This window comes from Streptomyces sp. LaPpAH-108 (genome assembly GCF_000373625.1).
GTDB lineage: Bacteria > Actinomycetota > Actinomycetes > Streptomycetales > Streptomycetaceae > Streptomyces.
In genome coordinates, this window is sequence record NZ_KB891988.1 from 296206 (window position 1) to 321115 (window position 24910).

The 24910-nt window shown below is 72.5% G+C and carries 22 protein-coding genes and 3 tRNA genes; 21 read left to right on the top strand and 4 right to left on the bottom strand.

Annotated elements, in window-relative coordinates:
* The first annotated feature begins 153 nt into the window (after nt 1-153).
* The 4 genes from B079_RS0107395 to B079_RS0107410 all read left to right on the top strand — a co-directional run bounded on the left by B079_RS0107395 (nt 154) and on the right by B079_RS0107410 (nt 3846).
* Nucleotides 154-579 (top strand): hypothetical protein, encoded by a 426-nt coding sequence (locus B079_RS0107395; protein ID WP_018545142.1) that lies wholly within the window; start codon nt 154-156, stop codon nt 577-579.
* A 106-nt stretch (nt 580-685) separates the two neighbouring features.
* Nucleotides 686-1972, top strand: coding sequence for a glutamate-5-semialdehyde dehydrogenase (locus B079_RS0107400; RefSeq protein ID WP_018545143.1), 1287 nt, complete (start codon nt 686-688; stop codon nt 1970-1972).
* Between the two features lie 66 nt (nt 1973-2038).
* Nucleotides 2039-2641, top strand: a complete 603-nt coding sequence (locus tag B079_RS0107405; RefSeq protein ID WP_037801316.1) for a membrane protein — start codon at nt 2039-2041, stop codon at nt 2639-2641.
* A gap of 131 nt (nt 2642-2772) precedes the next feature.
* Nucleotides 2773-3846, top strand: a complete 1074-nt coding sequence (locus B079_RS0107410) for a hypothetical protein (protein WP_026248444.1) — start codon at nt 2773-2775, stop codon at nt 3844-3846.
* Between the two features lie 23 nt (nt 3847-3869).
* On the opposite strand, the gene B079_RS0107415 is transcribed toward B079_RS0107410, so the two are convergent.
* A complete protein-coding gene (locus B079_RS0107415) occupies nt 3870-4985 on the bottom strand; it encodes a M48 family metallopeptidase (protein WP_026248445.1) in 1116 nt (371 codons plus the stop codon).
* Between the two features lie 113 nt (nt 4986-5098).
* On the opposite strand from B079_RS0107415, the gene B079_RS35450 reads away from it, so the two are divergent.
* From B079_RS35450 to B079_RS0107450, 7 genes are all read left to right on the top strand, one after another.
* Nucleotides 5099-5263, top strand: coding sequence for a hypothetical protein (locus tag B079_RS35450; protein ID WP_018545147.1), 165 nt, complete (start codon nt 5099-5101; stop codon nt 5261-5263).
* Nucleotides 5264-5438: 175 nt separating this feature from the next.
* Nucleotides 5439-5603, top strand: a complete 165-nt coding sequence (locus B079_RS35455; RefSeq protein ID WP_018545148.1) for a hypothetical protein — start codon at nt 5439-5441, stop codon at nt 5601-5603.
* 56 nt (nt 5604-5659) lie between these two features.
* Complete coding sequence (nadD, locus tag B079_RS0107430) at nt 5660-6400, top strand: nicotinate-nucleotide adenylyltransferase (protein WP_018545149.1); 741 nt, start codon at nt 5660-5662, stop codon at nt 6398-6400.
* Nucleotides 6401-6416: 16 nt separating this feature from the next.
* Nucleotides 6417-8234: an LCP family protein gene (locus B079_RS0107435; protein WP_018545150.1), complete on the top strand. Its 1818-nt coding sequence runs from the start codon at nt 6417-6419 to the stop codon at nt 8232-8234.
* Between the two features lie 162 nt (nt 8235-8396).
* Nucleotides 8397-8837: a ribosome silencing factor gene (rsfS, locus tag B079_RS0107440; protein ID WP_018545151.1), complete on the top strand. Its 441-nt coding sequence runs from the start codon at nt 8397-8399 to the stop codon at nt 8835-8837.
* Nucleotides 8837-9505 carry a histidine phosphatase family protein gene (locus tag B079_RS0107445; protein ID WP_018545152.1) on the top strand — a complete coding sequence of 223 codons (669 nt, stop codon included), beginning with the start codon at nt 8837-8839 and terminating at the stop codon, nt 9503-9505. The genes rsfS and B079_RS0107445 overlap by 1 nt, the downstream gene beginning before the upstream one ends.
* Before the next feature lie 84 nt (nt 9506-9589).
* Nucleotides 9590-9662 (top strand) — tRNA-Ala (locus B079_RS0107450).
* A 52-nt stretch (nt 9663-9714) separates the two neighbouring features.
* On the opposite strand, the gene B079_RS31495 is transcribed toward B079_RS0107450, so the two are convergent.
* On the bottom strand, nt 9715-10635 hold the full coding sequence (locus B079_RS31495; protein ID WP_037801317.1) for a helix-turn-helix transcriptional regulator: 921 nt from the start codon (nt 10633-10635) through the stop codon (nt 9715-9717).
* Nucleotides 10636-10850: 215 nt separating this feature from the next.
* Between B079_RS31495 and B079_RS0107460 the strand changes: the two genes are divergently transcribed.
* The 5 genes from B079_RS0107460 to B079_RS0107480 all read left to right on the top strand — a co-directional run bounded on the left by B079_RS0107460 (nt 10851) and on the right by B079_RS0107480 (nt 13132).
* The gene (locus tag B079_RS0107460; RefSeq protein ID WP_018545154.1) at nt 10851-12338 is read left to right on the top strand and encodes an MFS transporter; all 1488 of its coding nucleotides are present in this window, start codon (nt 10851-10853) and stop codon (nt 12336-12338) included.
* Between the two features lie 70 nt (nt 12339-12408).
* Nucleotides 12409-12582, top strand: a complete 174-nt coding sequence (locus B079_RS34865) for a hypothetical protein (RefSeq protein WP_018545155.1) — start codon at nt 12409-12411, stop codon at nt 12580-12582.
* A gap of 3 nt (nt 12583-12585) precedes the next feature.
* Complete coding sequence (locus tag B079_RS0107470; RefSeq protein WP_006136074.1) at nt 12586-12819, top strand: hypothetical protein; 234 nt, start codon at nt 12586-12588, stop codon at nt 12817-12819.
* Nucleotides 12820-12930: 111 nt separating this feature from the next.
* Nucleotides 12931-13003: transfer RNA gene (locus B079_RS0107475), tRNA-Ala, on the top strand.
* A gap of 56 nt (nt 13004-13059) precedes the next feature.
* Nucleotides 13060-13132: transfer RNA gene (locus tag B079_RS0107480), tRNA-Ala, on the top strand.
* A gap of 129 nt (nt 13133-13261) precedes the next feature.
* Here B079_RS0107480 and B079_RS0107485 read toward each other — a convergent pair.
* Both B079_RS0107485 and B079_RS0107490 read right to left on the bottom strand, forming a co-directional pair.
* Nucleotides 13262-14872: an NADH-quinone oxidoreductase subunit NuoF family protein gene (locus B079_RS0107485; RefSeq protein WP_018545157.1), complete on the bottom strand. Its 1611-nt coding sequence runs from the start codon at nt 14870-14872 to the stop codon at nt 13262-13264.
* Nucleotides 14869-16116 (bottom strand): cytochrome b/b6 domain-containing protein, encoded by a 1248-nt coding sequence (locus B079_RS0107490; RefSeq protein WP_199779883.1) that lies wholly within the window; start codon nt 16114-16116, stop codon nt 14869-14871. Before B079_RS0107490 ends, B079_RS0107485 begins: the two co-directional genes overlap by 4 nt.
* Before the next feature lie 401 nt (nt 16117-16517).
* Here B079_RS0107490 and leuS point away from each other — a divergent pair, with 401 nt between their 5' ends.
* From leuS to B079_RS0107515, 5 genes are all read left to right on the top strand, one after another.
* Nucleotides 16518-19400: a leucine--tRNA ligase gene (gene leuS, locus B079_RS0107495; RefSeq protein WP_018545159.1), complete on the top strand. Its 2883-nt coding sequence runs from the start codon at nt 16518-16520 to the stop codon at nt 19398-19400.
* A 166-nt stretch (nt 19401-19566) separates the two neighbouring features.
* Nucleotides 19567-20289, top strand: coding sequence for a hypothetical protein (locus B079_RS0107500; RefSeq protein ID WP_018545160.1), 723 nt, complete (start codon nt 19567-19569; stop codon nt 20287-20289).
* Between the two features lie 81 nt (nt 20290-20370).
* Nucleotides 20371-21216, top strand: a complete 846-nt coding sequence (locus B079_RS0107505) for a DegV family protein (RefSeq protein WP_018545161.1) — start codon at nt 20371-20373, stop codon at nt 21214-21216.
* Between the two features lie 150 nt (nt 21217-21366).
* On the top strand, nt 21367-22368 hold the full coding sequence (locus B079_RS0107510; RefSeq protein ID WP_086022340.1) for a ComEA family DNA-binding protein: 1002 nt from the start codon (nt 21367-21369) through the stop codon (nt 22366-22368).
* Entirely contained in the window at nt 22365-24872 is a 2508-nt protein-coding gene (locus tag B079_RS0107515) for a ComEC/Rec2 family competence protein (RefSeq protein ID WP_018545163.1), read from the top strand. The genes B079_RS0107510 and B079_RS0107515 overlap by 4 nt, the downstream gene beginning before the upstream one ends.
* Nucleotides 24873-24910: the final 38 nt, after the last annotated feature.

A 24910-nucleotide genomic window follows, 5' to 3' on the forward strand; every position in this document is an offset into this window, starting at 1 on the left:
GGAACCGCGTGTAAAGCGGGGCACAAGGACCGCCCCCGGTGGGGGACGTTCCGCAAAACCGCCACGCGGAGCCCTCGGGCCTGCTCAACTTTGTCTCGGGGACATGTTGAAGGGACACGTTCCGTCAAGGGGCCATGCGTGAAGGAGGCCGTCGTGAGACGAGTCCGTCCTGGGGCGGCGTCCCGTGGTGCTCTGACGAGCGTCGCGGCCGGGGACACCTACGAGGAGCCCAAGGATCTGCCCCGCCTGTGGCATGTCACCCTCAGCGTCTCCGGGGAGTGCGTCCCCGTGCAGGACCTCAGGCGCGCCCTCGAACAGCTGGCCCACGACCACCCCTTCCTCCTGACCAGCCGGTACGCCGGTGACCACGCCGAGATCCGGTACTGGGAGGAGGCCCGCGACCTGCACGACGCCGCCGCCGTCGCGCTGCGGCTGTGGGGCGAGCACCGGCAGAGCGCCGGGCTGCCGCCCTGGGAGATCGTCGGCCTGGAGGTCATCGACCGCGAGACCTACCACCAGCGGATCGCGGAGGGGTACGGGCCCGCACCGGCGACACCGGTAGGGGTGCACCCGTTCTGAGAGGTGGGCGCGGTGTCTCGCGGTGCGCAGGGCGCGGGGGAGCGGCGGCGTCTCGGGTTGCGGAACAGGGCAAGCCGGGCGTGCCGCGCGCATTACCCTTCCTGCCATGACCACGCTCTCGCCGTACGACTCGATGTCCCCGGTCACCCGCGCCGCCTACCGGGCCAAGGCCGCCGCCGCCGACCTCGCCCCGCTCCCGCGCGCGGTGAAGGACGACGCGCTGCTCGCCGTCGCGGACGCCCTGGAGGTCCGCACCAGCGAGATCGTGGAGGCCAACGCCAAGGACGTGGCCAGGGCCCGGGAGAACGGCACCAGCGAGTCCGTCGTCGACCGCCTCACCCTCACCCCCGAGCGGGTCCGCGCCATCGCCGCCGACGTGCGCGACGTGGCCAAGCTGCCCGACCCGGTCGGCGAGGTCGTCCGCGGCTCCACGCTGCCCAACGGCATCGACCTGCGCCAGGTCCGCGTCCCGCTCGGCGTCGTCGGCATCATCTACGAGGCCCGCCCCAACGTCACCGTGGACGCCGCCGCGCTCTGTCTGAAGTCCGGCAACGCCGTCCTGCTGCGCGGCTCCGCCTCCGCCTACGAGTCGAACACCGCTCTCGTCCGGGTGATCCGGGACGCCGTCGGCGGCGCCGGGCTGCCCGCCGACGCCGTCCAGCTGGTGCCCGGCGAGAGCCGCGAGAGCGTGCGCGAGCTGATGCGCGCCCGGGGGCTCGTGGACGTGCTCATCCCGCGCGGCGGCGCCTCCCTGATCCGTACGGTCGTCGGCGAGTCCACCGTCCCGGTCATCGAGACCGGCACCGGCAACTGCCACGTCTACGTCGACGCGCAGGCCGACATCGACACCGCGATCGACATCCTGGTCAACTCCAAGGCCCAGCGGCCCAGCGTCTGCAACGCCGCCGAGACCCTGCTCGTCCACCAGGACATCGCGGACGCCTTCCTGCCCCGCGCCCTGGACGCGCTGGCCGAGGCCGGGGTCACCGTGCACGCCGACCCGCGCGTGCTCGCCTTCGCCGGGGACTCCAAGGCCACCGTGGTCGAGGCCACCGCCGAGGACTGGGAGACCGAGTACCTCTCCTACGACATCGCCGCCGCCGTCGTCGACTCGCTCGACAAGGCCGTCGAGCACATCCGGCTGTGGTCCTCCGGGCACACCGAGGCGATCGTCACCACCTCGCAGCAGGCCGCCCGCAGGTTCACCCAGCTGGTCGACTCCACCACGGTCGCCGTGAACGCCTCCACCCGTTTCACCGACGGCGGCCAGTTCGGCTTCGGCGCCGAGATCGGCATCTCCACCCAGAAGCTGCACGCCCGTGGCCCCATGGGCCTGCCGGAGCTGACCAGCACCAAGTACATCGTCACCGGCGACGGACACGTGCGCGGCTGAGCCGTCCGGAGGACGGCCGGAAACCGGTCCCGGGGGCCGGACGAATTTCCGTACCGTCTGCCCAAATTGACCCCCCAGGTCTACTCTGGACCCGTGCCGGAGGACGTGGGGGGCACGCCGTTCCCGGACGGCTGGGAGCCCGACGACGACCACGACCGCGGAGCGACGGACGAAGAGTTCGCCTCCGTGGTCTTCGACGAGGCCTTCGTAAAGGCGGCCACCGTCCATGAGCCCAGCGCCGTCGAACGCCTCCTCGCCGCCGCCCAGGCCCGCGCCGAGGCCTTCGAGGCGGAGGCCCGCCGCGCCCACGCCTCGGCCGAGCCCTACGACGAGCTGTACGGCCCCGAGCACACCGGATTCGGCCACACCCCGGACGACGACCCGCACGACGGCTACGCCCCCGGTGACGGCCCCGGCTTCCTCGGCCCCTACGGCAAGCAGATCCGCTGGCACCGGCCCGTCGCCTGGGTGCTCGCCGTGGTGATGGGCGTCGGCATGGTGGCCCTGGCCTTCGCCGCCGTCTACCGGGGCGCCTCCTCCGGCACCCGCGACCGGGTGCCCGCCCCGGCCTCCAGCGGCCTGGGCAGCGGGGCCGCCGCCGTGCCCATGCCGTCCGTCTCCGCGGACTACTCCCAGCCCGCGGTCTCCGCCGTCCCGAAGGCCCCCTGAGCGGTCCTCGCGCGCGTCTTTCCACAGCCGCCGTACGCCTGACCGGCGCTGCGCGGTTTTGATGAGCCCCTGTCAGAAGTTGTCGCGTACCAGCGCGTTTACGGGAGGCTCGCCCGACCTACCCTGAAAGTATGGGCGGGCCTGGAGACCCACCGGAGGGGACACCCGAGGGCAGCCCCTCAGGTGCCGAGGACGAGTACCGATCCGTCGTGTTCGACGAGTCGTTCGTCCGCGCTGCCCGGCTCCAGGAGTACTCCGCGCACGAGCGCATGACCGACCACGCCCCCGCCGTACGCCGCCGGGTGCCCCGCCACCGGCTGCTCACCCGGCAGGCCCTGGCCCTCGTCGTCCTCCTCGCCATCGCCTTCGGCACCGCCCTCTACCTGGGCGTCCGTCACCCGTACGGCTCACCGCAGGCCCGCAGATCCGACGCCCCGCTGCGCACGACCGTCGTCCCGCTCGCGCCCCGGGGCGAGGTGCCCGGCGCCGCCGACGCCCGCACCCTCTTCGCGCGCGGCCCCGCCGCCGGGTTCGTGAGCGGCATCGAGGGCGTCCCGCTGCCCGCCGTCCGGGCCACCGCGCACTTCTCGGAGAGCCAGGTCCTGGCCGCACTGACGACCGTCCGCACCTACCTCGTGCGCTCCTCGCTCGACCCCGACGTGCTCGCCGGGCGCGCGATCCGGCCCGTGCGGTCCCTGCTCGACGCCCGTCAGCTCGGCCAGTTCGACCGCAGCGTGAACCGGCCCGCCCCGGACGGCCTGCACGCCGCGACCGGCTGGCTGATCCGCTTCGACCCGGCCCGCGCGGAACTCGCCGACGACCGCGTCCGCGTCCTCGGCACCCTGCGCGCCGCCGAGTCCGACGCGGCCACGCTGGAGGTCACCTCCGACAGCACCTTCGTCTACGCCCTGCGCCCCCGGGGCTCCACCGAGGCATCGGCCCGGGTGTCCCTGTTCACCGTCCGGCGCGCGCTGACCTTCCGCTTCGACAGCGACAACCTGCGCGTGGGCCAGACCCGGCTGGTCGCCTCCACCACCCAGGCGGGGCCGCTGTCCTGCACCGAGGACACCACGGCCCGCCTCCGTCCGCTCCTGGCGGGCCAGACCGCCCGGCCCGGCGGACCCCAGGCCACCGACCCGTACACCGACGCCACCCCGACGGCCGTGTGCGGGACGCTGTCGGACGCGGCTCAGCCGAAGGCGTGAGGCGTGAGACGTGAGACGGCCGGTCAGGGCTGGTCCGTCGGCGCCTCCGGGTCGTCCGGGGTGCCCGGGGTGTTCTTGCCGTCCTTCGACGGCGGCGCGCTCGTGAAGCCGTTGAAACCCCGGCGGACCCGGCCGCCGAGGTCGCCCGCGCCGCCCGCCAGATCCGAGACCAGCTTCATCAGCGGGTCCTTGGAGGTCTTCACGTCGCTCGCATAGCTCGCCGCGGACTGCCGGAAGGACTCCCGGACCCGCGCGTCCTTGTCCTCCTCGCGGTGCGGGTAGTGGCCGTCCATGATCCGCTGGTGGTCGCGGGACTCGGCCCACCGCTTCAGCTCGGCGGCCCGCACCGTGGTGAACGGGTGGGAGCGGGGCAGCACGTTGAGGATCTTCAGCACGGAGTCCCGCAGGTCGCCCCCGGCGTCGTACTCCGCCGCCTGCTCCAGGAACGCGTCCACGTTCATCTCGTGCAGATGGTTGCCGCCCGCGATCTTCATCAGGCCGCGCATCGAGGCCCGCAGGTCCTGGCCCACCAGGAGACCGGCCCGGTCCGCCGACAGCTCCGACTTGCGGAACCACTCCCGCAGCGCCGTCACCAGCGCCATGATCGCCAGATTGCCCAGCGGGATCCACGCGACCTTCAGGGCCAGCGTCGTCAGGAACAGCAGGATCGTGCGGTACACCGCGTGCCCGGAGAGCGCGTGGCCCACCTCGTGCCCGACGACCGCCCGCATCTCCTCCTCGTCCAGCAGCTCGACCAGACCCGTGGTCACCACGATGATCGGCTCGTCCAGACCGATGCACATCGCGTTCGGCTGCGGGTCCTGCGTGACGTACATCGGCGGGACCTTCTCCAGGTCCAGGATGTAGCAGGCGTCGCGCAGCATGTCGTGCAGATGCGTGAACTGCCGGTCGGAGACCCGCACCGAGTCGGACAGGAACAGCAGCCTCAGGCTCCGCTCCGGCAGCAGCCCGCTCAGCGCCTTGAAGACGGTGTCGAACCCGCTCAGCCTGCGCAGCGCCACCAGCGCCGAACGGTCGGCCGGGTGCTCGTAGGCGCGGGAGGAGATCCCGGGGAAACGCCTGCGCTGCCTGCTCGGCACCCGCTCGCGCCCACTCTGTTCGCGGCTTTCTTCGGACATGTCATCCCCCTGCTGCGTGTGAGTGCCGTGCCCCGAGTGCCGTGCCCCCCGGACCGGGTCCAGCCTAGGCGGCGTACCGTGGACCGGGCAGTACCACCGAAGGAGTCCACGCCATGGAGCACCATCTCGCAGCCGCCCGGCTGACCGAGGCCGCCGCGAACGCCGTCCCCGAGCACGGGTCGGGGAACCTGCTCCGCGTCATCCTGGTCGTCATGATCCTGGGCTGCGCACTGACCGGCTGGTTCCTGCTGAGCGGCTACAAGCGGAAGGACGACTGACCCGCCGGGAAGGTTCCCCGCGCCCGCGATCCGGGCCGCCTCCGGGCAGCCGTCCCCGGGCGGCCGTCCCCGCGCCCGCCGGGCAACACCGGAGTCGGCGTGATCTCCGCCGGGGCACCCGCTTACGATGAACCCACGTCTTTATCCCGCCCACACGCGTTAGGTCCTGCCGAAGATGAGCATCCACAGCGCCGCCGTCCAGTTGGTCACCCTCGCCGCCGAGACCGAGGAGCGGGGCGGCCACCACAACAGCCTCAACCCGGCCGTCACCGGCGGCTGCGCCCTGGGCATCCTGCTTCTCCTGCTGTGGATCACCACGCGCTTCAACCGCGACCGCTGAGCCGGGACCTGATCCCCGCACAGATGTCGCACTACGGGCCGGTAGGGTCTGCACGCATGGGAGAGCAGGACATGCCTACCGGTCCGGCGGACGGGACGGCCGCCCACGCGGCCGGCACCGGCACAGGGCACACCTCCGGGGCGCCCGGCACCACCCCCGACGGGCCACGGGACACGGCACACCTCGACAGCCACGGCCCGGTCCGCACCGGCAAGCGTCGGCTCGGCGTCATGGGCGGCACGTTCGACCCGATCCATCACGGGCACCTGGTGGCGGCCAGCGAGGTCGCCGCGCAGTTCCACCTGGACGAAGTGGTCTTCGTGCCCACCGGCCAGCCCTGGCAGAAGTCGCACCGCGCGGTCTCCCCGGCCGAGGACCGCTATCTGATGACGGTCATCGCGACCGCCGAGAACCCGCAGTTCTCCGTCAGCCGGATCGACATCGACCGCGGCGGCCCCACCTACACCGTGGACACCCTCCGCGATCTGCGCGCCCTCAACCCGGACACGGACCTGTTCTTCATCACCGGCGCCGACGCCCTGGCCCAGCTGCTGACCTGGCGGGACTCGGCCGAACTGTTCTCCCTCGCGCACTTCATCGGCGTCACACGCCCCGGCCACCAGCTGACCGACGCCGGTCTGCCGGAAGGCGGCGTCTCGCTCGTCGAGGTACCCGCCCTGGCGATCTCCTCCACGGACTGCCGTGCGAGAGTCGCCAAGGGCGACCCCATCTGGTACATGGTGCCGGACGGAGTCGTGCGCTACATCGACAAGCGTGAGCTGTACCGCGGCGAGTGAGCCGAGAGGGGCACCGGTGAACGACCGATACGACGCTGGGTACGGCGGCGACCAGTACGACGACCAGTACGACGGGAACAGCTACGAGATCGTCGGCTACGACGACTACGGGCGCCCCGTCTACCAGCAGGTCCCGGCCCGCTCCGGCGGCCAGGACCACGACCCGTACACCCGGCAGGGCTACGGCCAGGGAGGCCACGGCGGCCAGGGGGGCTACGACACCGGTCGGCAGCCGCCCGTGCCGCCCGCCTACGACCCCTACGGCACCCAGGGCACCGACCCCTACGGGCAGCAGCAGTACGACGGGTACGGCACGCGCGGCGGCCAGGGCGGCCAGGGCGTCCACGGCGCGGCTCCCCAGGGCGGCGCCCCCTACGACCCCTACGGGCAGGCGGCGACCAGCGGGCAGCAGCCCCGCGTCACCGAGCAGACCGCCCACATCCCCCAGCAGTCCGGACACCCCTCCCGACCGGCCGCCCCGGAGGAGCCCGAGGAACGGCCCGGCGGCACGCCCGGGTCCTCCTCGTCCGCGCCCGCGTCCGCGAGGGAGGGCCAAGAGGCGGCGGGCGAGGAGCAGTTCGCCTTCGCCGAGGAGCCGGACGGCGAGTCCGAGGACGTCATCGACTGGCTGAAGTTCACCGAGAACCGCACCGAGCGCCGCGAGGAGGCCCGCCGCCGCGCCCGCAGCCGGATCATCGCCCTCGTCGTCGTCCTCGCGCTGGTCGCCGTCGGCGGGGTCGGCTACCTCTGGTTCGCCGGGGACCTGCCCGGGTTCTCCTCCTCCGGCAAGAAGGCCGGCACCGCCGTCGCCGCCGGGGCGCAGAAGCGCGACGTGATCGTCGTCCATCTGCACAACACCGGCAAGAACGGCACCTCCACCGTGCTGCTCGTCGACAACACCACCACCAAGCGCGGCACCACCGTCCTGCTCCCCAACTCCCTTGCCCTGTCCGACGATTCGGGCACCACCACGACGCTGGCCAAATCGGTCGACGACGACGGTTCCTCGGGCACCCGCGACCAGATCGACACCGTGCTCGGCACCAGCATCCAGGGCACCTGGCGCCTGGACACGCCCTACCTCCAGAACCTGGTCGAACTCGTCGGCAACATCGAGATCGACACCAACACCGACGTGCCCGACCCGGACGCCAAGAAGAAGGGGTCCGAGGCGCTCGTCCGCCAGGGCAGGAACCAGACCCTCAGCGGCAAGATGGCCGTCGCCTACGCCACCTACCGCGCCCCCGGCGAGACCCAGAACGCCCAGCTGGAGCGGTTCGGACAGGTCCTCTACGGCGTCCTGCGCAAGGTGTCCACCGACCCCTCGGGCGCCACCACGACCGTGCAGACCCTCGCGCAGATCCTCGACCCCTCGCTGACCGACAAGGACCTCGGCACCTTCCTGGCCAAGCTCGCCGATCTCGCCAAGGGCGGCTCGTACAAGACCGTGCTGCTGCCGGTGCAGACCGACGGCACGCTGACCGCCCAGACGAGCGACAGCGTGGTCAAGACCGTGCTCGGCGGCGCCGCCAAGAGCCCCGACGCAGGCTCGGCCGTGCGCGTCTCCGTGCAGAACGGCACCGGGGTCAAGGACGACGCCGAGAAGGCCCGCGTGGTCCTGCTCAACGGCGGCTTCACCTTCGTGGACGGCGGCGCCGCTGCCGCCCAGAGCGCCTCCCGGGTCGTCTACTCCGGCGCGGCCGACAAGGAGAACGCCGCCGAGGTCGCCAAGACCCTCGGCCTGCCCGCCACCGCCGTCGCCAAGGGCTCCGTCACCTCCGGCGCCGACGTCCTGGTCGTCCTCGGCCAGGACTACCGGCCCGGCACGTCCTGACGCGGCCCGCGCCACCGAGGCACCCCGGGTGACCCGAACGTCACGTGGGGTGCCTCACGCCTTCCGTGAGACCCTTGGATTCCCGGTGACTGCCACGGGCCGCGTCCTTCGGGACGGCCCCCGCACCCCAGCCGATCCCCGCCCCCGACCGAAAGCCGCACAGTGACCGCCACCGACCGTTCCCTCGAACTCATCAGCACCGCCGCCCAGGCGGCGGCCGACAAGCTCGCCCACGACGTCATCGCCTACGACGTCAGCGACGTGCTGTCCATCACCGACGCGTTCCTGCTGGCCTCCGCGCCGAACGACCGCCAGGTCAAGGCGATCGTCGACGAGATCGAGGAGCGCCTGCTCAAGGAGCGCGGCGCCAAGCCCGTCCGCCGCGAGGGCGACCGCGAGTCCCGCTGGATCCTGCTCGACTACGTCGACATCGTCGTCCACGTCCAGCACAGCGAGGAGCGCGTCTTCTACGCCCTGGAGCGGCTGTGGAAGGACTGCCCCGAGCTGGAGCTGCCCGAGGAGGCCAAGGCCACCCGCGGCAAGGCCGAGGAGCACGCCAAGCAGCGCGCCGAGGCCGGTGACGAGCCCGGCGAGGAGTGGTGATGGCGGACACCGCCGAGGTGACCGACACCAAGGGCCGGGGCCGCCGCGTCATCCTGTGGCGGCACGGCCAGACCGCCTGGAACGTGGACCGCCGCTTCCAGGGCACCACCGACGTACCCCTGACCGAGACCGGCATCGGCCAGGCCCGCCGGGCCGCGCGGCTGCTGGCCTCGCTCGAACCCGACGCCATCGTCGCCTCCGACCTCCAGCGCGCCTCCGACACGGCCGCCGAACTGGCCGCGCTCACCGGCCTGGAGGTCACCCGCGACGAGGGCCTGCGCGAGACCTACGCGGGCGCCTGGCAGGGCCTGACGCACGACGAGATCATCGCCCGCTACGGCGAGGACTACGCCGCCTGGAAGCGTGGCGAGCCGGTCCGGCGCGGTGGCGGCGAGCTGGAGACCGAGGTCGCCGACCGCGCGGCCCCGGTCGTGCTGCGGCACGCCGAGAAGCTGCCGGAGAACGGCACGCTGGTGGTGGTCAGCCACGGCGGCACCATCCGCACCACGATCGGCCGTCTCCTCGGCATCGACGCCCACCACTGGGAGAGCCTGGGCGGCCTCTCCAACTGCTGCTGGTCCGTGCTCGGCGAGGGCGCCCGTGGCTGGCGCCTGCTCGAGCACAACGCGGGCACCCTGCCGGTGCCGGTCCTCGGCGACGACGACTGAGCGGCCCACCGGTCCGGATTTCACTTTCCGGCAGGTCACCGGCTAAAGTTCTTCTTGTTCGCCCGCCGAGCGGGAAGAACGCACGGGGCTATAGCTCAGTTGGTAGAGCGCCTGCATGGCATGCAGGAGGTCAGGAGTTCAATTCTCCTTAGCTCCACAGGTCGACACTCTGTTGAGTTGTCAAAGATCGGTAGGGAAGATCCCGTCCTTCACAGGGCGGGATTTTTCGTGTGCCAGCGGCGGATGATCTCGGCCGCCAGCTCGGCCGCCATCGGCTGTCTCTCCTTCCTCAGCACCGCCGACTTCGCGCGCGCCTCCTCGTCCACCGGCGTGTAGACCACGATCCGGCACTCGGGCATCCCGTCGATGGACAGGGACTGCGTCGTCATCCGTATCTCGCCGAGCCCCGGATGACCGGGATGACGGAACGCCTTCACCCGGGGCCCCGGCGGCGCCACCTCACCGCTCGCCCACAGCTGGGCGAAGTGCGCGCTCTCGGCCGCCAGCCCGCGTATGTACTCCTCCCAGGCGGGCTCGCCCACATGTCTGCCGTAGGCCGAGCGCAGCGTCGCCACCATCAGCGGCAGCTCGGCCTCCAGCCGGGGCACCGGGCACAGCTCCGGCGGCAGGGTGCACAGCGCCCACAGCACGTTCGGCACCGCGGCGCGCACCGTCTGCGGCACCAGGAACAGGTCGCGGTAGGCGGCGTTGGTGGCCAGGATGTCGTAGCGCGAGGTGTAGACCGCCGCGGGCAGCGGGTCGACCGCGTCGATGATGCCCTGCACCTCCGGGTCTATCCGGCGGGCCAGACCGGCGGGGGTCGGCGCGAACGGCACCTCCGCGAGGCGGTACAGATGCTCCCGCTCCGGCGCGTCCAGCCGCAGGGTGCGGGCCACCGCGTCCAGCACCTGGGCCGAGGCGTTGATCGGGCGGCCCTGCTCCAGCCACGTGTACCAGGTCACGCCCACACCGGAGAGCTGGGCGACCTCCTCCCGGCGCAGCCCCGGAGTGCGCCGCCGCAGCCCCGGTGGCATCCCCACGTCCGCCGGTGTCACGCGCGCCCGCCTGCTGCGCAGGAAGGCGGCCAGCTCGGGCCTGCGGCGCCGGGCCCTCGCCCCAGGCGTACCCATCGCCGCGCCCGCGCCCGCGCCCGGCGCACCGAACCCGTCTGTCGTCCCCGTCCTCGTCCCGCTCATCCTCGTGTCCCCCGTCCTCCGTGTCCCCGTTGCCGCGTCCGGCGCCCGTCGTCATCGTCGGTGCCCCGCCGCGTTCCTGCCAGGTGCCGCCAGTACCAGCATCGGCGGGCTCTCGGCACCCGTACCGCCCCGCCGCCAGGCTCGGCGCCATGACGACACCGCGCACCGGGCCGCCCACCACGCCCGCCTCGAATCTCGCGAACAGTGAAGAACCCGGCACCGACAGTGAAGCACCCCCCACTGACAACCGGTCCCGGCTGCTGCTGTCCGCCCTGCTCACGGCCACTTTCATGGCCGTCCTCGACGTGTTCATCGTGAACGTCGCCGCCCCGAGCATCGGCACCGCCTTCCGGGCCTCGGGCGCCGATCTGCAGCTGGTGATCGCGGGCTACACCATCACCTACGCCGTGCTGCTGATCACCGGCGCCCGGCTCGGCGACCTGCTGGGCCACGGCCGGGTCCACCTCGCCGGGCTCGCCCTGTTCACCGCCGCCTCGCTCGCCTGCGGCCTGGCACCGGGCGTCGACTGGCTCATCGGGTTCCGGCTGGTGCAGGGTGCCGGATCGGCGCTGATGATCCCGCAGGTGCTGAGCCTGATCCAGCGCGCCTTCACCGGCGAGGCCAGGGCCCGTGCCCTCGGCGCCTACGCGGCCGTCCTCGCGGTGGGCGCGGCGGCCGGGCAGATCGTGGGCGGGGTGCTGGTCGCCGCCGATCTGTTCGGCACCGGCTGGCGGCCGGTGTTCCTGGTCAACGTGCCGGTCGGCGCGGTCCTGCTGGTCCTGGGCGCCAAGGTGCTTCCGGCCTCCGGCCCGGCCGACCGCGCCGCCGCCCGCCCGCTGGACGTGCCCGGACTGGTGCTGCTCGGCGCGGCCGTGTCGCTGCTGACCGTCCCGCTGGTCCTCGGTCAGGAGGAGGACTGGCCGCTGTGGTCCTGGCTCTCCCTGGCCCTCTCCGCCGTGCTGTTCACGCTGTTCTGCGGCCACGAGTCCCGGCTGGCCCGGCACGGCGGCGCCCCGCTGATCGCCCTGCGGGTCCTGCGCCACCCCGGCATGTCCCTGGCCGTCCTGCGGGTCCTCCTGGTGATGGCCGTCAACGCGGGCTTCCTCTTCGCCCTGACCCTGCACCTCCAGGGCGGCCTCGGATACAGCGCGCTGCGGGCCGGACTGACCTTCGCGCCGACCGCCGCCGCCTTCGGCGCCGTGGGCCTGGGCTGGCGGCGGCTGCCGCGTTCCTGGTGGCCCGCGCTCTCCCCGGCCGGGTTCGCGCTCACGGCCGCCGGGGTGGTCTGGGTGGGCCTGGCGCTGCGCGGCGGGCACGACGGGGGAGCGGGGCTGTACGGCGGCTGCGTGTGCGCGGGGGCCGGGCTCGCGCTCGCCTTCGGGCCGGTCTTCACGGGCGCGCTGGCCACCGTACGAGCGGCGGACGCGGCGGACGCCGCCGGGCTGCTGGCCACGGTCAACCAGCTCGGACAGCTGATCGGGGTCGCGGCCTTCGGCACGCTCTTCCTCAACCGGCTTGAGTCACTGGGGGCGCCGCAGGCGTATACATCGGCGGAGGCGTTCCGGGTAACTGCCTGGGCGCTTGCCGCGACGGCCGTGCCGGCGGCCGTGTCCGGACTGGTACTCAGGCGTCGCTGACCGTATCGGCCCGGCCGTGGCAGAATCAGACGGCCGGAAGGGGACGCGGCCCGCACGGGAGGGAGTGGCGATGCCTGCGAGCATCCTTGGGGAGGTCGGCCACCTCCTCGGGACGGCCTGGATACGGGACACGGCCACCCGGCTCAGCTGCCCTTCCTGCGGTTCCGCACATGTGGCCCAAGTCCTCGGCGACAACGGCGGGATCTCCTACGTGTGCACGGCCTGCGGCCACAGCTGGAGCTGAGCGATGGGTGCACACAGGCGGAAGTGCGACTGGTGCGGCAGCGGTACGCCGATTGTCCGCGACATGGAACCGATCAACCCCGACTACCAGTACTGGTGCGAGGAATGCGCCCGGGCGCTGATCATAAAAGGCGACCCCATCGAGACCTACCGTGAGCTGGAGGGCGAGCCGATCTACGGCCGGCTCCTCGAAGAGCACTGCACGCTCAAGCGGTTCTATTCCTTCGTCACGGCCTGAACCGGACATAGGGCTCTTTACGGCGTCATACCGGGAACCGATTTGGTGCTCACCGTCGGGGACCGTGTAAGGTTGGCGACGCCTCCGGGGGAACCCGGAAGGGCACCGCGAGGGGCTATAGCTCAGTTGGTAGAGCGCCTGCATGGCATGCAGGAGGTCAGGAGTTCAATTCTCCTTAGCTCCACAGAAAATCGAAGAAGGCTTGCGACGCCTCCGGGGGAATCCGGAAGAGCGCCGCGAGGGGCTATAGCTCAGTTGGTAGAGCGCCTGCATGGCATGCAGGAGGTCAGGAGTTCAATTCTCCTTAGCTCCACAGAAGTCGAGGGCGGATCATCCGGAAGGATGGTCCGCCCTCGACGTTGCCCGGGCGCCCGCACGGCGTTCACGGGCCGCGACACGACGAAGGCGGGCCACCCGATCCGGGCGGCCCGCCTTCCGTAGGTCAGCGGCCCAGTGCGCGCCGTCCGCGTCCCTGGGAGACCACCGGCAGGTTCTTCGACGGCGCCTGCCCCCGGGTGTCCTCCTCGATCCGCAGCGCGAGCGCCGGGCAGCGCCGCACCGCGCGCAACGCCTTCGCCTCCGCGTAGCGCGGCACCGAGGCCTGGGCGACGGTCGGGAAGCCGTCCGCGCCCAGCTCGAAGACCTCCGGGAGGATGTCCGCGCACAGCCCGTGGCCCCGGCACAGCGTCCAGTCCACGTAGATCTTCTGGCGGCTGCCACCGGCGTCCTCGGGCTCTCCGCCGCCCGGGATGCCCGTAGGCATCTTGCCGCCCTCGAAGAGCGGCAGGACGCCCTCCACGGGCCGTCCGCAGCCGTTGCCGAGGACATGGGCGGCGAGGTCGTCCGTGAACGCCTTGATGGTCGACTCCAGGAACATCGCGGAGCCGTCGGGGTGCGAGCACGCCCCGCGCCGCTTCACGCTCTTGGCGACCTGCTTCAGCGCCTCCAGGGCGGCCGGGCCGCCGCCGTTGATGATGTCCTCCATGCCGCGCGCGGCGGCGGGCAGACCGAGGTAGCAGGGCCCGCACTGACCGGCGCTCTCCTCGGCCAGCCACTGCGCCACCCGCAGCGACTCGCCCAGCGGGCAGGTCTCCTGACTGATCGGCAGGATCGCGCCCGCGCCGAGCGCGCCGCCCACCGCGTCCAGCGAGTTGCGGGAGACGATCGCCTCGTTCACGGTCGCCGCGTCGATCCACTTGCCGTGATAGCCGCCGGTCAGGACGCCCTGCGGGACCGGCGGGGCACCGGCCAGCTGGAGGACGTAGCGCAGCGGCACACCCGTCGGCACCTCGATGACCATGGGCCGCGCGACCGCGCCGGAGACCGTCAGCATGACGGTGCCCGGCTCGTCGTACAGGCCGGTGTTGCCGTAGCGCTCGGGGCCGATGCGGGCGGCGATGGCCAGCTGGGCGAACGTCTCGGCGTTCGACAGCAGCGTGGGCGCGCCGCCGACGCCGCTCTGCGAGGCGCTGACCTTGCGGCCGGGCGGGATCGCCGGGCCGCCGTCCACCGAGCGGATCAGGGAGGCGGCGGCGCCGGTGACCATGCGCACCGGGTTGCGCTGCACCCAGGCGCGCAGGGCGGAGCGGCGGCTGTTGCTCAGGCCGCGTTCGGCGAGCGCGGCCTCCATGGAGCGCTGCGTGGACTCACGGGTCACGCCGATCACCAGCGTGCGCGCGCCCATCGCCTCGGCGCACAGCAGCGCGCCGTCCAGGATGAGGTGTGGGGCACGGTTGATGAGCACCGTGTCCTTGCGGCAGGCCGGTTCGTCCTCGCTGCCGTTGACGACGACGACCGGCCGTACGCCCTTCTTGATCGCCGATTCGGCGACCGAGCGGAGTTTCTTGTGGAAGGGGAAGCCCGCGCCGCCGCGGCCCTTGAGGTTGATGCTCTCGGCCAGCTGCGCGAGCTGCTCGCCGCCGAGCGGGTCGAGCGGCCCGTGCACCTTGAGATGCATGGGCAGGTCGAGCCGCTCCACAAGGTCGAAGCCCGACGTGAGCTGGGGAAGCCCGACCACGCGGACTTCGGGGACGTCGGGCAGGGCCTCGTTCACCTATAGCCTCCGGAGGGCATGTTCCAAGGTTCGCCCGAACCCGGCGCGTCGAAGGAGGCACCGGGGGTTGGTTCGGTGGCGGGACCACTGTTGAACGTTTCGGACGAGTTGTACGTGCCGTACCGGGCGTTCGTCTCACCCGTGTTGCGCACATCACCCGCGCCACCGCCCGGCGTGCCCGGATTGCCATAGACGGGGATGGAGTATCCGGTGTCCTGGAGCGGGTCGTAGGCCGACGGCGGGGCCTCGCCCACGGGCGGCGGGGACGGGACCGGCCAGCTCGGGGCGGACGGATCGTTCACGCGCGGCATGGCCTCCGTGGGGCGCATGTCCATCGGGGCGTCGGGGCGACCGCCGGGGTACGGCGGCTGCGGGGGAGAGGCCGTGCGGTACGCGGCGGCGAATCCGGCGCCTCCCGTACCCGCGGCCGGGGACTGGTACAGACCACCGGAACCGGCGCCCGGGCCTCCGCCGCCACGTCGCGGCTCACGGTCCTTGACGCCGGACTCGGCGACCCGGTTGCGGCTGGCCTCCAGCTGCTCCATGCCGGGCCGGTTGGAGTTGCCGAGCATCGCCATGACGCGGTCGGAGAGCTTGCGCTTGACCGGGCGCGGCGCGGCGCGCAGCGCGAGGGCGGCCATCACGCCGAGCAGGGAGAGGCCGTAGAGGATGGTGAAGATCGGCTTGGCCGCGCGACCCGCGTAGAGGCCGTGGACCAGGGCCGCGCACCACGCCGGGTAGGCGAGCATGTGCATCGCGCGCCAGCGGGCGGCAACCGGGGCCGGGGTGGCGAAGTTGCTGCGCAGGGCGCCGGTGACGCCCACGAAGATCATGAGCAGTCCGGCCAGGGAGCCGAGGCCGATCAGCCCGCCGCTGCCGGTGAAACCGAGCGAGAACGGGATGAGCGCGGCGATCACCACGGTGTGGTCCAGCGCGATCTTGGTGGTGATGTGCAGCAGCAGGAACGCGATCGAGGCGACCGCCGTCGTCCGGTGGATGGCCTGGCCGATGATCCGCTGCCGGATGTTCAGCAGGATGCGGTCCTGGGCGACCAGGCCCCAGATCACCGAGCAGCTGAGCGAGACGAGGGACAGCACGCCCGCGCCGAAGTTCAGGAACTCTTGGAACTGGCTGCCTCCGACCAGCACGACCACGGGTATGAGCAGCAGGACGACAGCTGACGCCACCCCATAGGCCGAGCGGCCTGGCTTGGGGAGCGAGCTGTTACTACGACGAGGGTTCATGGGGGCAACTCCGAGCAGTTTCGGGAAGGCGGTCCCGCTGCCGAACTCTAAGTGGAGCCATACCGATCAGTACGAGGTTTGAGTTATTGCGTTGTTATCTAAGAACGGAACCGCGAAGGTGTCGTCCCTTAGTGACTGTTACGCGAAGTAATCTTTGACCCGGGTTCAGATCTGGCGGCCGTACGGACATGTCTTCATGGCATACGCAAGAGCGTCGCGGCTTGCTCAAGGGCTGCGGTACCCTAGCGCCATGCGTGCTGTACGCCTTCTGCTTAGCGAGCCGCGCTGACAGTGCCGACCACCGGTCGAACCGGACGGTCGGAGCCGGCGCGGCATCCCCTCCTGCGTGAGGGGATTTTTCGTTTCCGCAGGCAGAGACGATCGATGGAGCTTTGAGGATCATGAGCGAGACGAACCCCTCCGCCACCGCTGCCGCGTCGGCGGAGGCCGCGCCGCACCGCTACACGGCCGCCATGGCCGCCGAGATCGAGGCACGCTGGCAGGACTTCTGGGACGTGGACGGCACCTACGCCGCCCCGAACCCCAAGGGCACCCTGGGCGGTGATCCGGAGCTGGTCGCCCGGCCCAAGAAGTTCATCATGGACATGTTCCCGTATCCCTCCGGCGCGGGCCTGCACGTCGGCCACCCGCTGGGCTACATCGCCACCGACGTCTACGCCCGCTTCCAGCGCATGACCGGGCACAACGTCCTGCACACCCTGGGCTTCGACGCCTTCGGCCTGCCCGCCGAGCAGTACGCCGTGCAGACCGGCACGCACCCGCGCGTGTCCACCGAGGCCAACATGGAGAACATGAAGGCCCAGCTGCGCCGGCTGGGTCTGGGCCACGACAACCGCCGGTCGTTCGCCACGATCGACCCGGAGTACTACAAGTGGACCCAGTGGATCTTCCTGCAGATCTTCAACTCCTGGTACGACGAGCAGGCCGCCAAGGCCCGCCCGATCTCCGAGCTGATCGCCCTCTTCGAGTCCGGTGAGCGCCCCGTACCGGGCCACACGCGCGCGTGGAGCGAGCTGAGCGCCACCGAGCGCGCCGACGTGCTGAGCGAGTTCCGGCTGGCCTACGCCTCCGACGCACCGGTCAACTGGTGCCCCGGCCTGGGCACCGTGCTGGCCAACGAGGAGGTCACGGCCGACGGCCGCTCCGAGCGCGGCAACTTCCCGGTCTTCAAGGCCAAGCTGCGCCAGTGGAACATGCGCATCACCGCCTACGCCGACCGCCTGCTGGCCGACCTGGACGAGCTGGACTGGCCCGAGGCCATCAAGCTGCAGCAGCGCAACTGGATCGGCCGCAGCGAGGGCGCCCGCGTCGACTTCCCCGTCGACGGCGAGCGCATCACCGTCTTCACCACCCGCCCCGACACCCTGTTCGGCGCGACCTACATGGTGCTCGCCCCCGAGCACCCCCTGGTCGAGAAGTTCACCCCCGAGGCGTGGCCCGAGGGCACCCACGAGGCGTGGACCGGCGGTCACGCCACCCCGGCCGAGGCCGTCGCCGCCTACCGCGCGCAGGCCGCCGCCAAGTCCGACGTGGAGCGCCAGGCCGAGGCCAAGGACAAGACCGGCGTCTTCACGGGTGTGTTCGCGGTCAACCCCGTCAACGGCGAGCAGGTCCCGGTCTTCATCGCCGACTACGTGCTGATGGGCTACGGTACCGGCGCCATCATGGCCGTCCCCGCCCACGACACGCGCGACTTCGCCTTCGCCCGCGCCTTCGACCTGCCCATCCGCTGTGTGGTCGAGCCGACCGACGGCCGCGGCACCGACACCGCCACGTGGGACGACGCGTTCTCCTCCTACGAGGCGAAGCTCGTCAACTCCACGGGCGAGGGCATCACCCTGGACGGACTGGCCGTCCCCGAGGCCAAGGCCCGCATCACCGAGTGGCTGTCCGACGCGGGCATCGGCGAGGGCACCGTCAACTTCCGCCTGCGCGACTGGCTGTTCAGCCGCCAGCGCTACTGGGGCGAGCCCTTCCCGATCGTCTACGACGAGGACGGCGTCGCCCACGCGCTGCCCGAGTCGATGCTCCCGCTGGAGCTGCCCGAGGTCGAGGACTACAGCCCGCGCACCTTCGACCCGGACGACGCCGACACCCAGCCCGAGACCCCGCTCTCGCGCAACGACGAGTGGGTCCACGTCACCCTGGACCTGGGCGACGGCCCGAAGAAGTACCGCCGCGAGACCAACACCATGCCCAACTGGGCCGGTTCCTGCTGGTACGAGTTCCGCTACCTGGACCCGCGCAACGACCAGAGCATGGTCGACCCCGAGGTCGAGCAGTACTGGATGGGCCCGCGCGAGGGCATGCCGCACGGCGGTGTCGACCTGTACGTCGGCGGCGCCGAGCACGCGGTGCTGCACCTGCTGTACGCCCGCTTCTGGTCCAAGGTCCTCTTCGACCTGGGGCACGTCTCGTCCGCCGAGCCGTTCCACAAGCTGTTCAACCAGGGCATGATCCAGGCCTACGTCTACCGCGACAGCCGGGGCATCGCCGTCCCGGCCGCCGAGGTCGAGGAGCGCGACGGCGCCTTCTGGTACCAGGGCGAGAAGGTCTCCCGGCTGCTCGGCAAGATGGGCAAGTCCCTGAAGAACGCCGTCACCCCGGACGAGATCGCCGCCGAGTACGGCGCCGACACCCTGCGCCTGTACGAGATGGCGATGGGCCCGCTGGACGTCTCCCGCCCGTGGGACACGCGCGCGGTGGTCGGCCAGTTCCGGCTGCTGCAGCGGCTGTGGCGCAACATCGTCGACGAGAACACCGGCGAGATCACCGTCACCGACGCCGAGCCCGGCGAGGACACGCTGCGTGCCCTGCACAAGGCGGTCGACGGCGTGCGCCAGGACCTGGAGGGCCTGCGCTTCAACACGGCGATCGCCAAGATCACCGAGCTGAACAACCATCTGACCAAGACCGGCGCCGCTCTGCCGCGCACCGTCGCCGAGCCGCTGGTCCTGATGGTCGCGCCGCTGGCCCCGCACATCGCCGAGGAGCTGTGGCGCAAGCTGGGCCGCACCGACTCGGTCGTCCACCAGGACTTCCCGGTCGCCGACCCGCAGTACGTGGTGGACGAGACCGTCACCTGCGTCGTGCAGATCAAGGGCAAGGTCAAGGCCCGCCTGGAGGTGTCCCCGGCCATCTCCGACGAGGAGCTGGAGAAGGCCGCGCTGGCCGACGAGAAGGTCGTCGCGGCCCTGGGCGGCGCCGCCATCCGCAAGGTGATCGTGCGGGCGCCCAAGCTGGTCAACATCGTGACCGGCTGACGTACGCGGAGACATCGGCCGCCGGGCTCGTGAGGCCCGGCGGACCGGTGTCGGGGTGATCCCCTACGGGCAGGTTCCGGGTTCGGACGGAACCCCGGGCCTGCCCGTTGCGTTTACCGTAAAGAGCGAGGCGGTGCGTGCCGCCCAGGGGTCGAGGAGGAGCGTCATGGAAACCGTGCTCACCGTGGTCGCCCTGCTCTTCCTGCTCTGCCTCGGCCTCGGCGCCTACGCCACGGTTAAGGTGGTCGGCGCCGCCAAGCGCACCGTGGACCGCACGGTCGCCCAGGCCCGCCGCACGGTCGAGGACCACACCCTGCGCGCCAAGTCCTATGGCCGCCCGGGCCCGGCCGGTGAGATCGCCCAGCTGCGGCTCACCCTGCGCACCTCGATGCGTGCCACTCAGGACGCGCTGCACTCCGGCGTCGTGCAGGACGAGTCTCTGAAGGAATCCCTCGGCCTCTTCGAGCGGCTGAGCGTGCACGGACAGGAACTGGACGGCATCCTGCGGCGCCTGGAGTCCGAGCCCGACCGCTCCACGCTCACCGCCCGGCTGCCCGAGCTGCGCACCCGCACCGAGCGCATCACCGCCTCCGCCGACTCCCTGCGCTGGGCCGTCCGCGACCGCGCGGGCCGCTTCGCCGACGACGATCTGGACTCGCTCAGCACCCAGATCGACATCGAGACCGGCGCCCTGCGCCACTGGACCCGGACCGACACCGGCGACCCGGCCACCCCTTGGCCGGAGGCCCCGGCGAACGCGGGCGGCGCGTGGCCCCCGGCGGCCGGTTCCGACCGCCCGGACCCGGCCGTGCCGCACGCGATCACCCCGCCCGGACCGCGCCCGGTCCACCCCTGGCAGCGCAAGCCGCGCCCCGAGACCACCGCCTGATCCGGCCCCCTCGACCCGTCCCGGTTCCACCGACCGGGGTCGGGCTGCCGCACCCCTCCTACGCCAGGTAACCTCCAGCTCATGTCCCGCCATGTCGCGATCGTCACCGATTCAACGGCCTACCTGCCGCCGGGAGCGATGGAGCGCCACGGCATCACAGCGGTGCCGCTGACGGTGGTCCTCGGCGACCGGGCGCTCGAAGAGGGCACCGAGATCTCCACCCGCTCCCTCGCCCAGGCACTCCAGAAGCGCCGCCCGGTCACCACCTCCCGGCCCAGCCCCGAGGAGTTCGCCGCGGTCTACCGCGAGGTCGCCACCTCCGGCGCGAGCGGCATCGTCTCCCTCCACCTGTCCGCCGAACTGTCCGGCACCTACGACGCGGCCGTTCTGGCGGCCCGTCAGGCACCCGTGCCGGTACGGGTCGTGGACACGCAGATGGTCGCCATGGCGCTCGGCTTCTGCGCGCTGGCGGCGGCCGGGACGGCGGAAGCGGGCGGCACGATGGACGAGGCCGTGGCCGCCGCCGAGAAGCGCGCCGCCACCACCTCCGCCTACTTCTATGTGGACACCCTCGACTATCTGCGCCGGGGCGGCCGGATCGGCGCCGCACAGGCCCTGCTCGGCTCCGCACTCGCCGTCAAACCCCTGCTCCAGCTCGCGGGCGGACGCATCGAACCCCTGGAGAAGGTCCGCACGGCCTCCAAGGCGATCGCCCGCCTGGAGGAGATCGCCGTGGAACGGGCGGGCAGCGGCGAAGTCGACATCGCCGTCCACCATCTCGCCGCGCCCGAGCGGGCGGCCGTGCTGGGGGAGCGGCTGCGGGAGCGGTTGCCCGGGCTGGGCGAGCTGCATGTGAGCGAGATCGGGGCGGTGATCGGGGCGCATACGGGGCCCGGGCTGCTGGGGGTCGTGGTCTCGCCTCGGTGAGGGGCTTCTGCCGGGCGGGCTGTGGACAGGGGCTCTCGTGCCGCGTGGCGCTTCACTCGTAGGGGTGGCGGAGTTGTCCACAACTCGGCCCGGTTCCACGGAAATCAACCAAGATCATCGCCGTTCGGCGGGATGTCCGATCCTCGTCGCATGGCACTTCGATCAGACACCCGCACAGCAGTCCCCACCAGCGGTCCCGGCCGGGGGCCCGACTCCGACGGCCGTACCCGGCACCGCCGCCCGCCGCAGAACGGCCGCGCCCGGCACCGGTCACCCGTACCGGCGGACGAGCTGCGCCGCCGTGCGGGGCTCCTCTTCGGTGAACCGCCCGTGGAACGGCGGGAGTCGGGCAACGCCCCACCAGGCGGGGAAAGGCCCCGGTATCAAGCCCGTTATGTACGGGTGCCGTTGGAGGAACCCGAGCCGCCACCTCCCGGACCCGGCCGGTGCGAGCGGGCCGGGCTCGCGCTGCGGGAGCGGATGCCGCTGTGGCTGCAGACCCGGTGCGGGGTCGAACGGCGGGGCGTGATCGCGCTCACCGTGGTGCTCCTGGTCGCCGCCGTCCTCGCGGCGCAGCACTTCTGGAGCGGGCGTACGCAGACGGTGAGCGCACCCGAGGTGCTGCACGCGAAGAAGCCGTATGCCGGGGAGGAAGGGTCCGGCGGTGTGAAATCCCCTGTCGCTGCGGTCGGTTCGGCCTCGCCGGGCGGACAGATCGTGGTGGACGTGAGCGGCAAGGTGCGGGAACCGGGGATCCGTCGGCTGCCCGCGGGTTCACGGGTGGCCGACGCGTTGAAGGCGGCGGGCGGGATGCGGCCCGGGGTGAGCGCCGAGGGGCTGAACAGGGCGCGCTTCCTGGTGGACGGCGAGCAGATCCTCGTGGGGTCGACGATGGCCCCGGCCGCTCCAGCGGGGCTCACGGGCACGGGCGTTGGAGGCATGGGCGCCGGAGGCCCCGCCTCCCCGGTCTCCCTCAACACCGCGACGGCCGACCAGCTCGACACCCTTCCCGGAGTCGGCCCGGTCCTCGCCCAGCACATCCTCGACTACCGCACCCGGCACGGCGGCTTCCGCTCGGTGGAGGAGCTGAAGCAGGTCAACGGGATCGGGAACAGCCGGTTCTCGGACCTGAAGCCACTGGTGCGGCCGTGAGCACGGTGTGCGAGGGGCGCGATGTCGCCGAGGCCGCTTCCGGTGAGATCGCGGCCGAGCGGAAGTCCCCGGAGGCGGGTCCGGCGGACCTGCGGCTCGTACCGCCCGCCCTCGCGGCCTGGGCCGCCTCGGCGCTGCTCATCGTGGTGCCGCTGCGGTGGAGCCTCGCGGTGGCGGGTGTCTGTCTGGTCGCCGGGCTGCTGTCGGTACGGCGACCGCCGGGCGGGCGGTCCGGCTGGCCCCGGGCGCCGGTCGCGGCCGTGCTGCTGTGCACCGCTGCGGCGGCCGTATCGGCGGGGTCGCACGGGCAGGACGTACGACGGGGGCCGGTGCCCGAGGCGGCGCGGCGGTTCGCGACGGTGAGCGCCGAGGTCGAGCTGACGGGCGACCCCTGGCAGAGCAGACCGCGCGTGCGGGGCGACCACGCGGCACCGGTGGCGGTGCTGGCGAGGGCCGAGGTGCGGGAGGTGACGGACGAGGAGGGAGGTGGTGCGGAGGTACGGACCCGGAGTCCTGTCCTGCTGATCATCGACACGAAGGTCCCGCCGCCGACCGGTGCCGTGGCGGAGCCGGGCCGGTCCCCCTGGCTCGCCCTGCTGCCCTCCACCCGGCTGCGGGTGGCCGGCCGACTGGCACCGGCCGACGCGGACGGCGACCGGAGCGCCGCCGTGCTGCGGGTGCGCGACTGGCCGGTGCCCCGGGTCGTCGGCGGGCCGAGCGGGCCCCAGCGGCTGGCGGGCGGGCTCAGGGCCGGGCTGCGCGAGGCGACCGAGGGGCTGCCGTCGGACGCGCGGGCGCTGCTGCCCGGGCTGGTCGTCGGGGACACCTCACGGATCACTCCCGAGCTGGACGAGGCGTTCAAGGAGACCGACCTCGCGCACACCCTCGCCGTCTCCGGCAGCAACCTCACCATCCTGCTCGCGCTGCTCATCGGACCGCCCGGTCTGGCCCAGCGCGCCGAGCGGCGCGGACTCGCCCCGCGCCTGGGTCTCTCGCTGCGGGCCACCGCGCTTCTCGCGTCGGTGCTCACCCTCGGCTTCGTCATCGTCTGCCGACCCGATCCGAGCGTGTTGCGGGCGGCGGCCTGTGGCGCGGTCGCCCTGCTGGCGCTGGCCACCGGCCGCCGCAGATCCCTGGTCCCCGCGCTGGCCGCGACGGTCCTGCTGCTGGTCCTCTACGACCCGTGGCTGGCCCGGAGTTACGGCTTCCTGCTCTCGGTGCTGGCGACCGGCGCGCTGCTGCTCCTCGCGCCCCGCTGGAGCGAGGCGCTGCGGCGGCGCCGGGTGCCCGCCCGCCTGGCCGAGGCGCTGGCCGCGGCTGCCGCCGCCCAGGCGGTGTGCGCGCCGGTGGTCGCGGTGCTGTCGGCGCGGGTGAGCCTGGTGGCGGTGCCGTGCAACCTGCTCGTGGAGGTGGCCGTCGCCCCGGCCACGGTGCTGGGATTCGCGGCGCTCGCGGCGGCCCCGGTGGCGATGCCGGCCGCCACGGTACTTGCCTGGTGCGCGAGTTGGCCCGCGCGGTGGATCGCCGGGGTGGCCAGGACGGGGGCGGCGCTGCCCGGTGCGGGAGTGGACTGGCCGGGGGCCTTCCTGCTGGCCGCGCTCACGGTGGTGGTCGTGCTCGCCGGGCGGCGGCTGGTCCGGCATCCGTGGTGGTGCGGGGCGCTCGGGGTGGTGCTGCTGCTCGCGGTGGTGCGGCCCGCTCCGCTGACCCGGGTGGTCACGGGCTGGCCACCGCCGGGCTGGCGGTTCGCCATGTGCGACGTCGGGCAGGGCGACGCCACGGTCCTCGCGGCCGGGCCGGGCGCCGGGGTGGTCGTGGACGCCGGACCCGATCCGGCGCCGGTCGACCGCTGTCTGCGGGAGCTGGGCATCACCCGCGTCCCCCTGGTGATCCTCACCCACTTCCACGCCGACCATGTCGCGGGCCTCGCCGGAGTGCTGCGCGGCCGTTCGGTGGCCGCCATCGAGACCACCGGCTTCGCGGAACCGGCGGACCAGGCCGCAGCCGTGCGCAGAGAGGCCGCCGCACGGCACATCCCCGTCACCCGCGCGGTGGCGGGCGAGGAACGCCGCGTCGGACCGCTCGCCTGGCGGGTGCTGTGGCCGCAGGCGGCGGCACCGGACCCGGACGGCCCGAACGACGCGAGCGTGGCCGTGCTCGTACGGACCGGCGGGCTGCGGCTCCTGCTGCTGGGCGACCTCGAACCGCCCGCGCAACGGGAGTTGCTGCTGTCGCCCGACGCGGCCGACCTGGCGCGCGTGGACGTACTGAAGGTCGCCCACCATGGCTCCGCCTACCAGGACCCCGACCTGATACGCCTGGCCTCCCCACGGCTCGCCCTGGTGTCCTGCGGCGTCGGCAACCCGTACGGGCACCCGGCACCGTCCACGGTGGCCGCGTTGCGCGCGGGCGGAGCGGTGGTGCTGCGCACGGACCGGGACGGCGCGCTGGCGCTCACCGGGGGAGACGGGGCGGACGGGCGGCTCCAGGTGGCGAAGGGCTGACCGGCGACGCCCGTAACCGCCAATTCGGTCGAGTCCGG

Excerpts from the sequence above, each read along its gene's own strand:
- B079_RS35450 (WP_018545147.1), top strand. The coding sequence starts at position 5,099 with ATGGAGCACCATCTCGCAGCCGCCCGGCTGACCGAGGCCGCCGCGAAC.
- B079_RS31495 (WP_037801317.1), bottom strand. The coding sequence starts at position 10,635 with ATGGGTACGCCTGGGGCGAGGGCCCGGCGCCGCAGGCCCGAGCTGGCC.
- B079_RS34865 (WP_018545155.1), top strand. The coding sequence starts at position 12,409 with ATGCCTGCGAGCATCCTTGGGGAGGTCGGCCACCTCCTCGGGACGGCC.
- leuS (WP_018545159.1), top strand. The coding sequence starts at position 16,518 with ATGAGCGAGACGAACCCCTCCGCCACCGCTGCCGCGTCGGCGGAGGCC.
- B079_RS0107445 (WP_018545152.1), top strand. The coding sequence starts at position 8,837 with ATGGCGGACACCGCCGAGGTGACCGACACCAAGGGCCGGGGCCGCCGC.
- B079_RS0107505 (WP_018545161.1), top strand. The coding sequence starts at position 20,371 with ATGTCCCGCCATGTCGCGATCGTCACCGATTCAACGGCCTACCTGCCG.
- B079_RS0107490 (WP_199779883.1), bottom strand. The coding sequence starts at position 16,116 with ATGAACCCTCGTCGTAGTAACAGCTCGCTCCCCAAGCCAGGCCGCTCG.
- B079_RS0107410 (WP_026248444.1), top strand. The coding sequence starts at position 2,773 with ATGGGCGGGCCTGGAGACCCACCGGAGGGGACACCCGAGGGCAGCCCC.
- B079_RS0107470 (WP_006136074.1), top strand. The coding sequence starts at position 12,586 with ATGGGTGCACACAGGCGGAAGTGCGACTGGTGCGGCAGCGGTACGCCG.
- B079_RS35455 (WP_018545148.1), top strand. The coding sequence starts at position 5,439 with ATGAGCATCCACAGCGCCGCCGTCCAGTTGGTCACCCTCGCCGCCGAG.
- B079_RS0107415 (WP_026248445.1), bottom strand. The coding sequence starts at position 4,985 with ATGTCCGAAGAAAGCCGCGAACAGAGTGGGCGCGAGCGGGTGCCGAGC.
- nadD (WP_018545149.1), top strand. The coding sequence starts at position 5,660 with ATGGGAGAGCAGGACATGCCTACCGGTCCGGCGGACGGGACGGCCGCC.
- B079_RS0107460 (WP_018545154.1), top strand. The coding sequence starts at position 10,851 with ATGACGACACCGCGCACCGGGCCGCCCACCACGCCCGCCTCGAATCTC.
- B079_RS0107510 (WP_086022340.1), top strand. The coding sequence starts at position 21,367 with ATGGCACTTCGATCAGACACCCGCACAGCAGTCCCCACCAGCGGTCCC.
- B079_RS0107400 (WP_018545143.1), top strand. The coding sequence starts at position 686 with ATGACCACGCTCTCGCCGTACGACTCGATGTCCCCGGTCACCCGCGCC.
- B079_RS0107500 (WP_018545160.1), top strand. The coding sequence starts at position 19,567 with ATGGAAACCGTGCTCACCGTGGTCGCCCTGCTCTTCCTGCTCTGCCTC.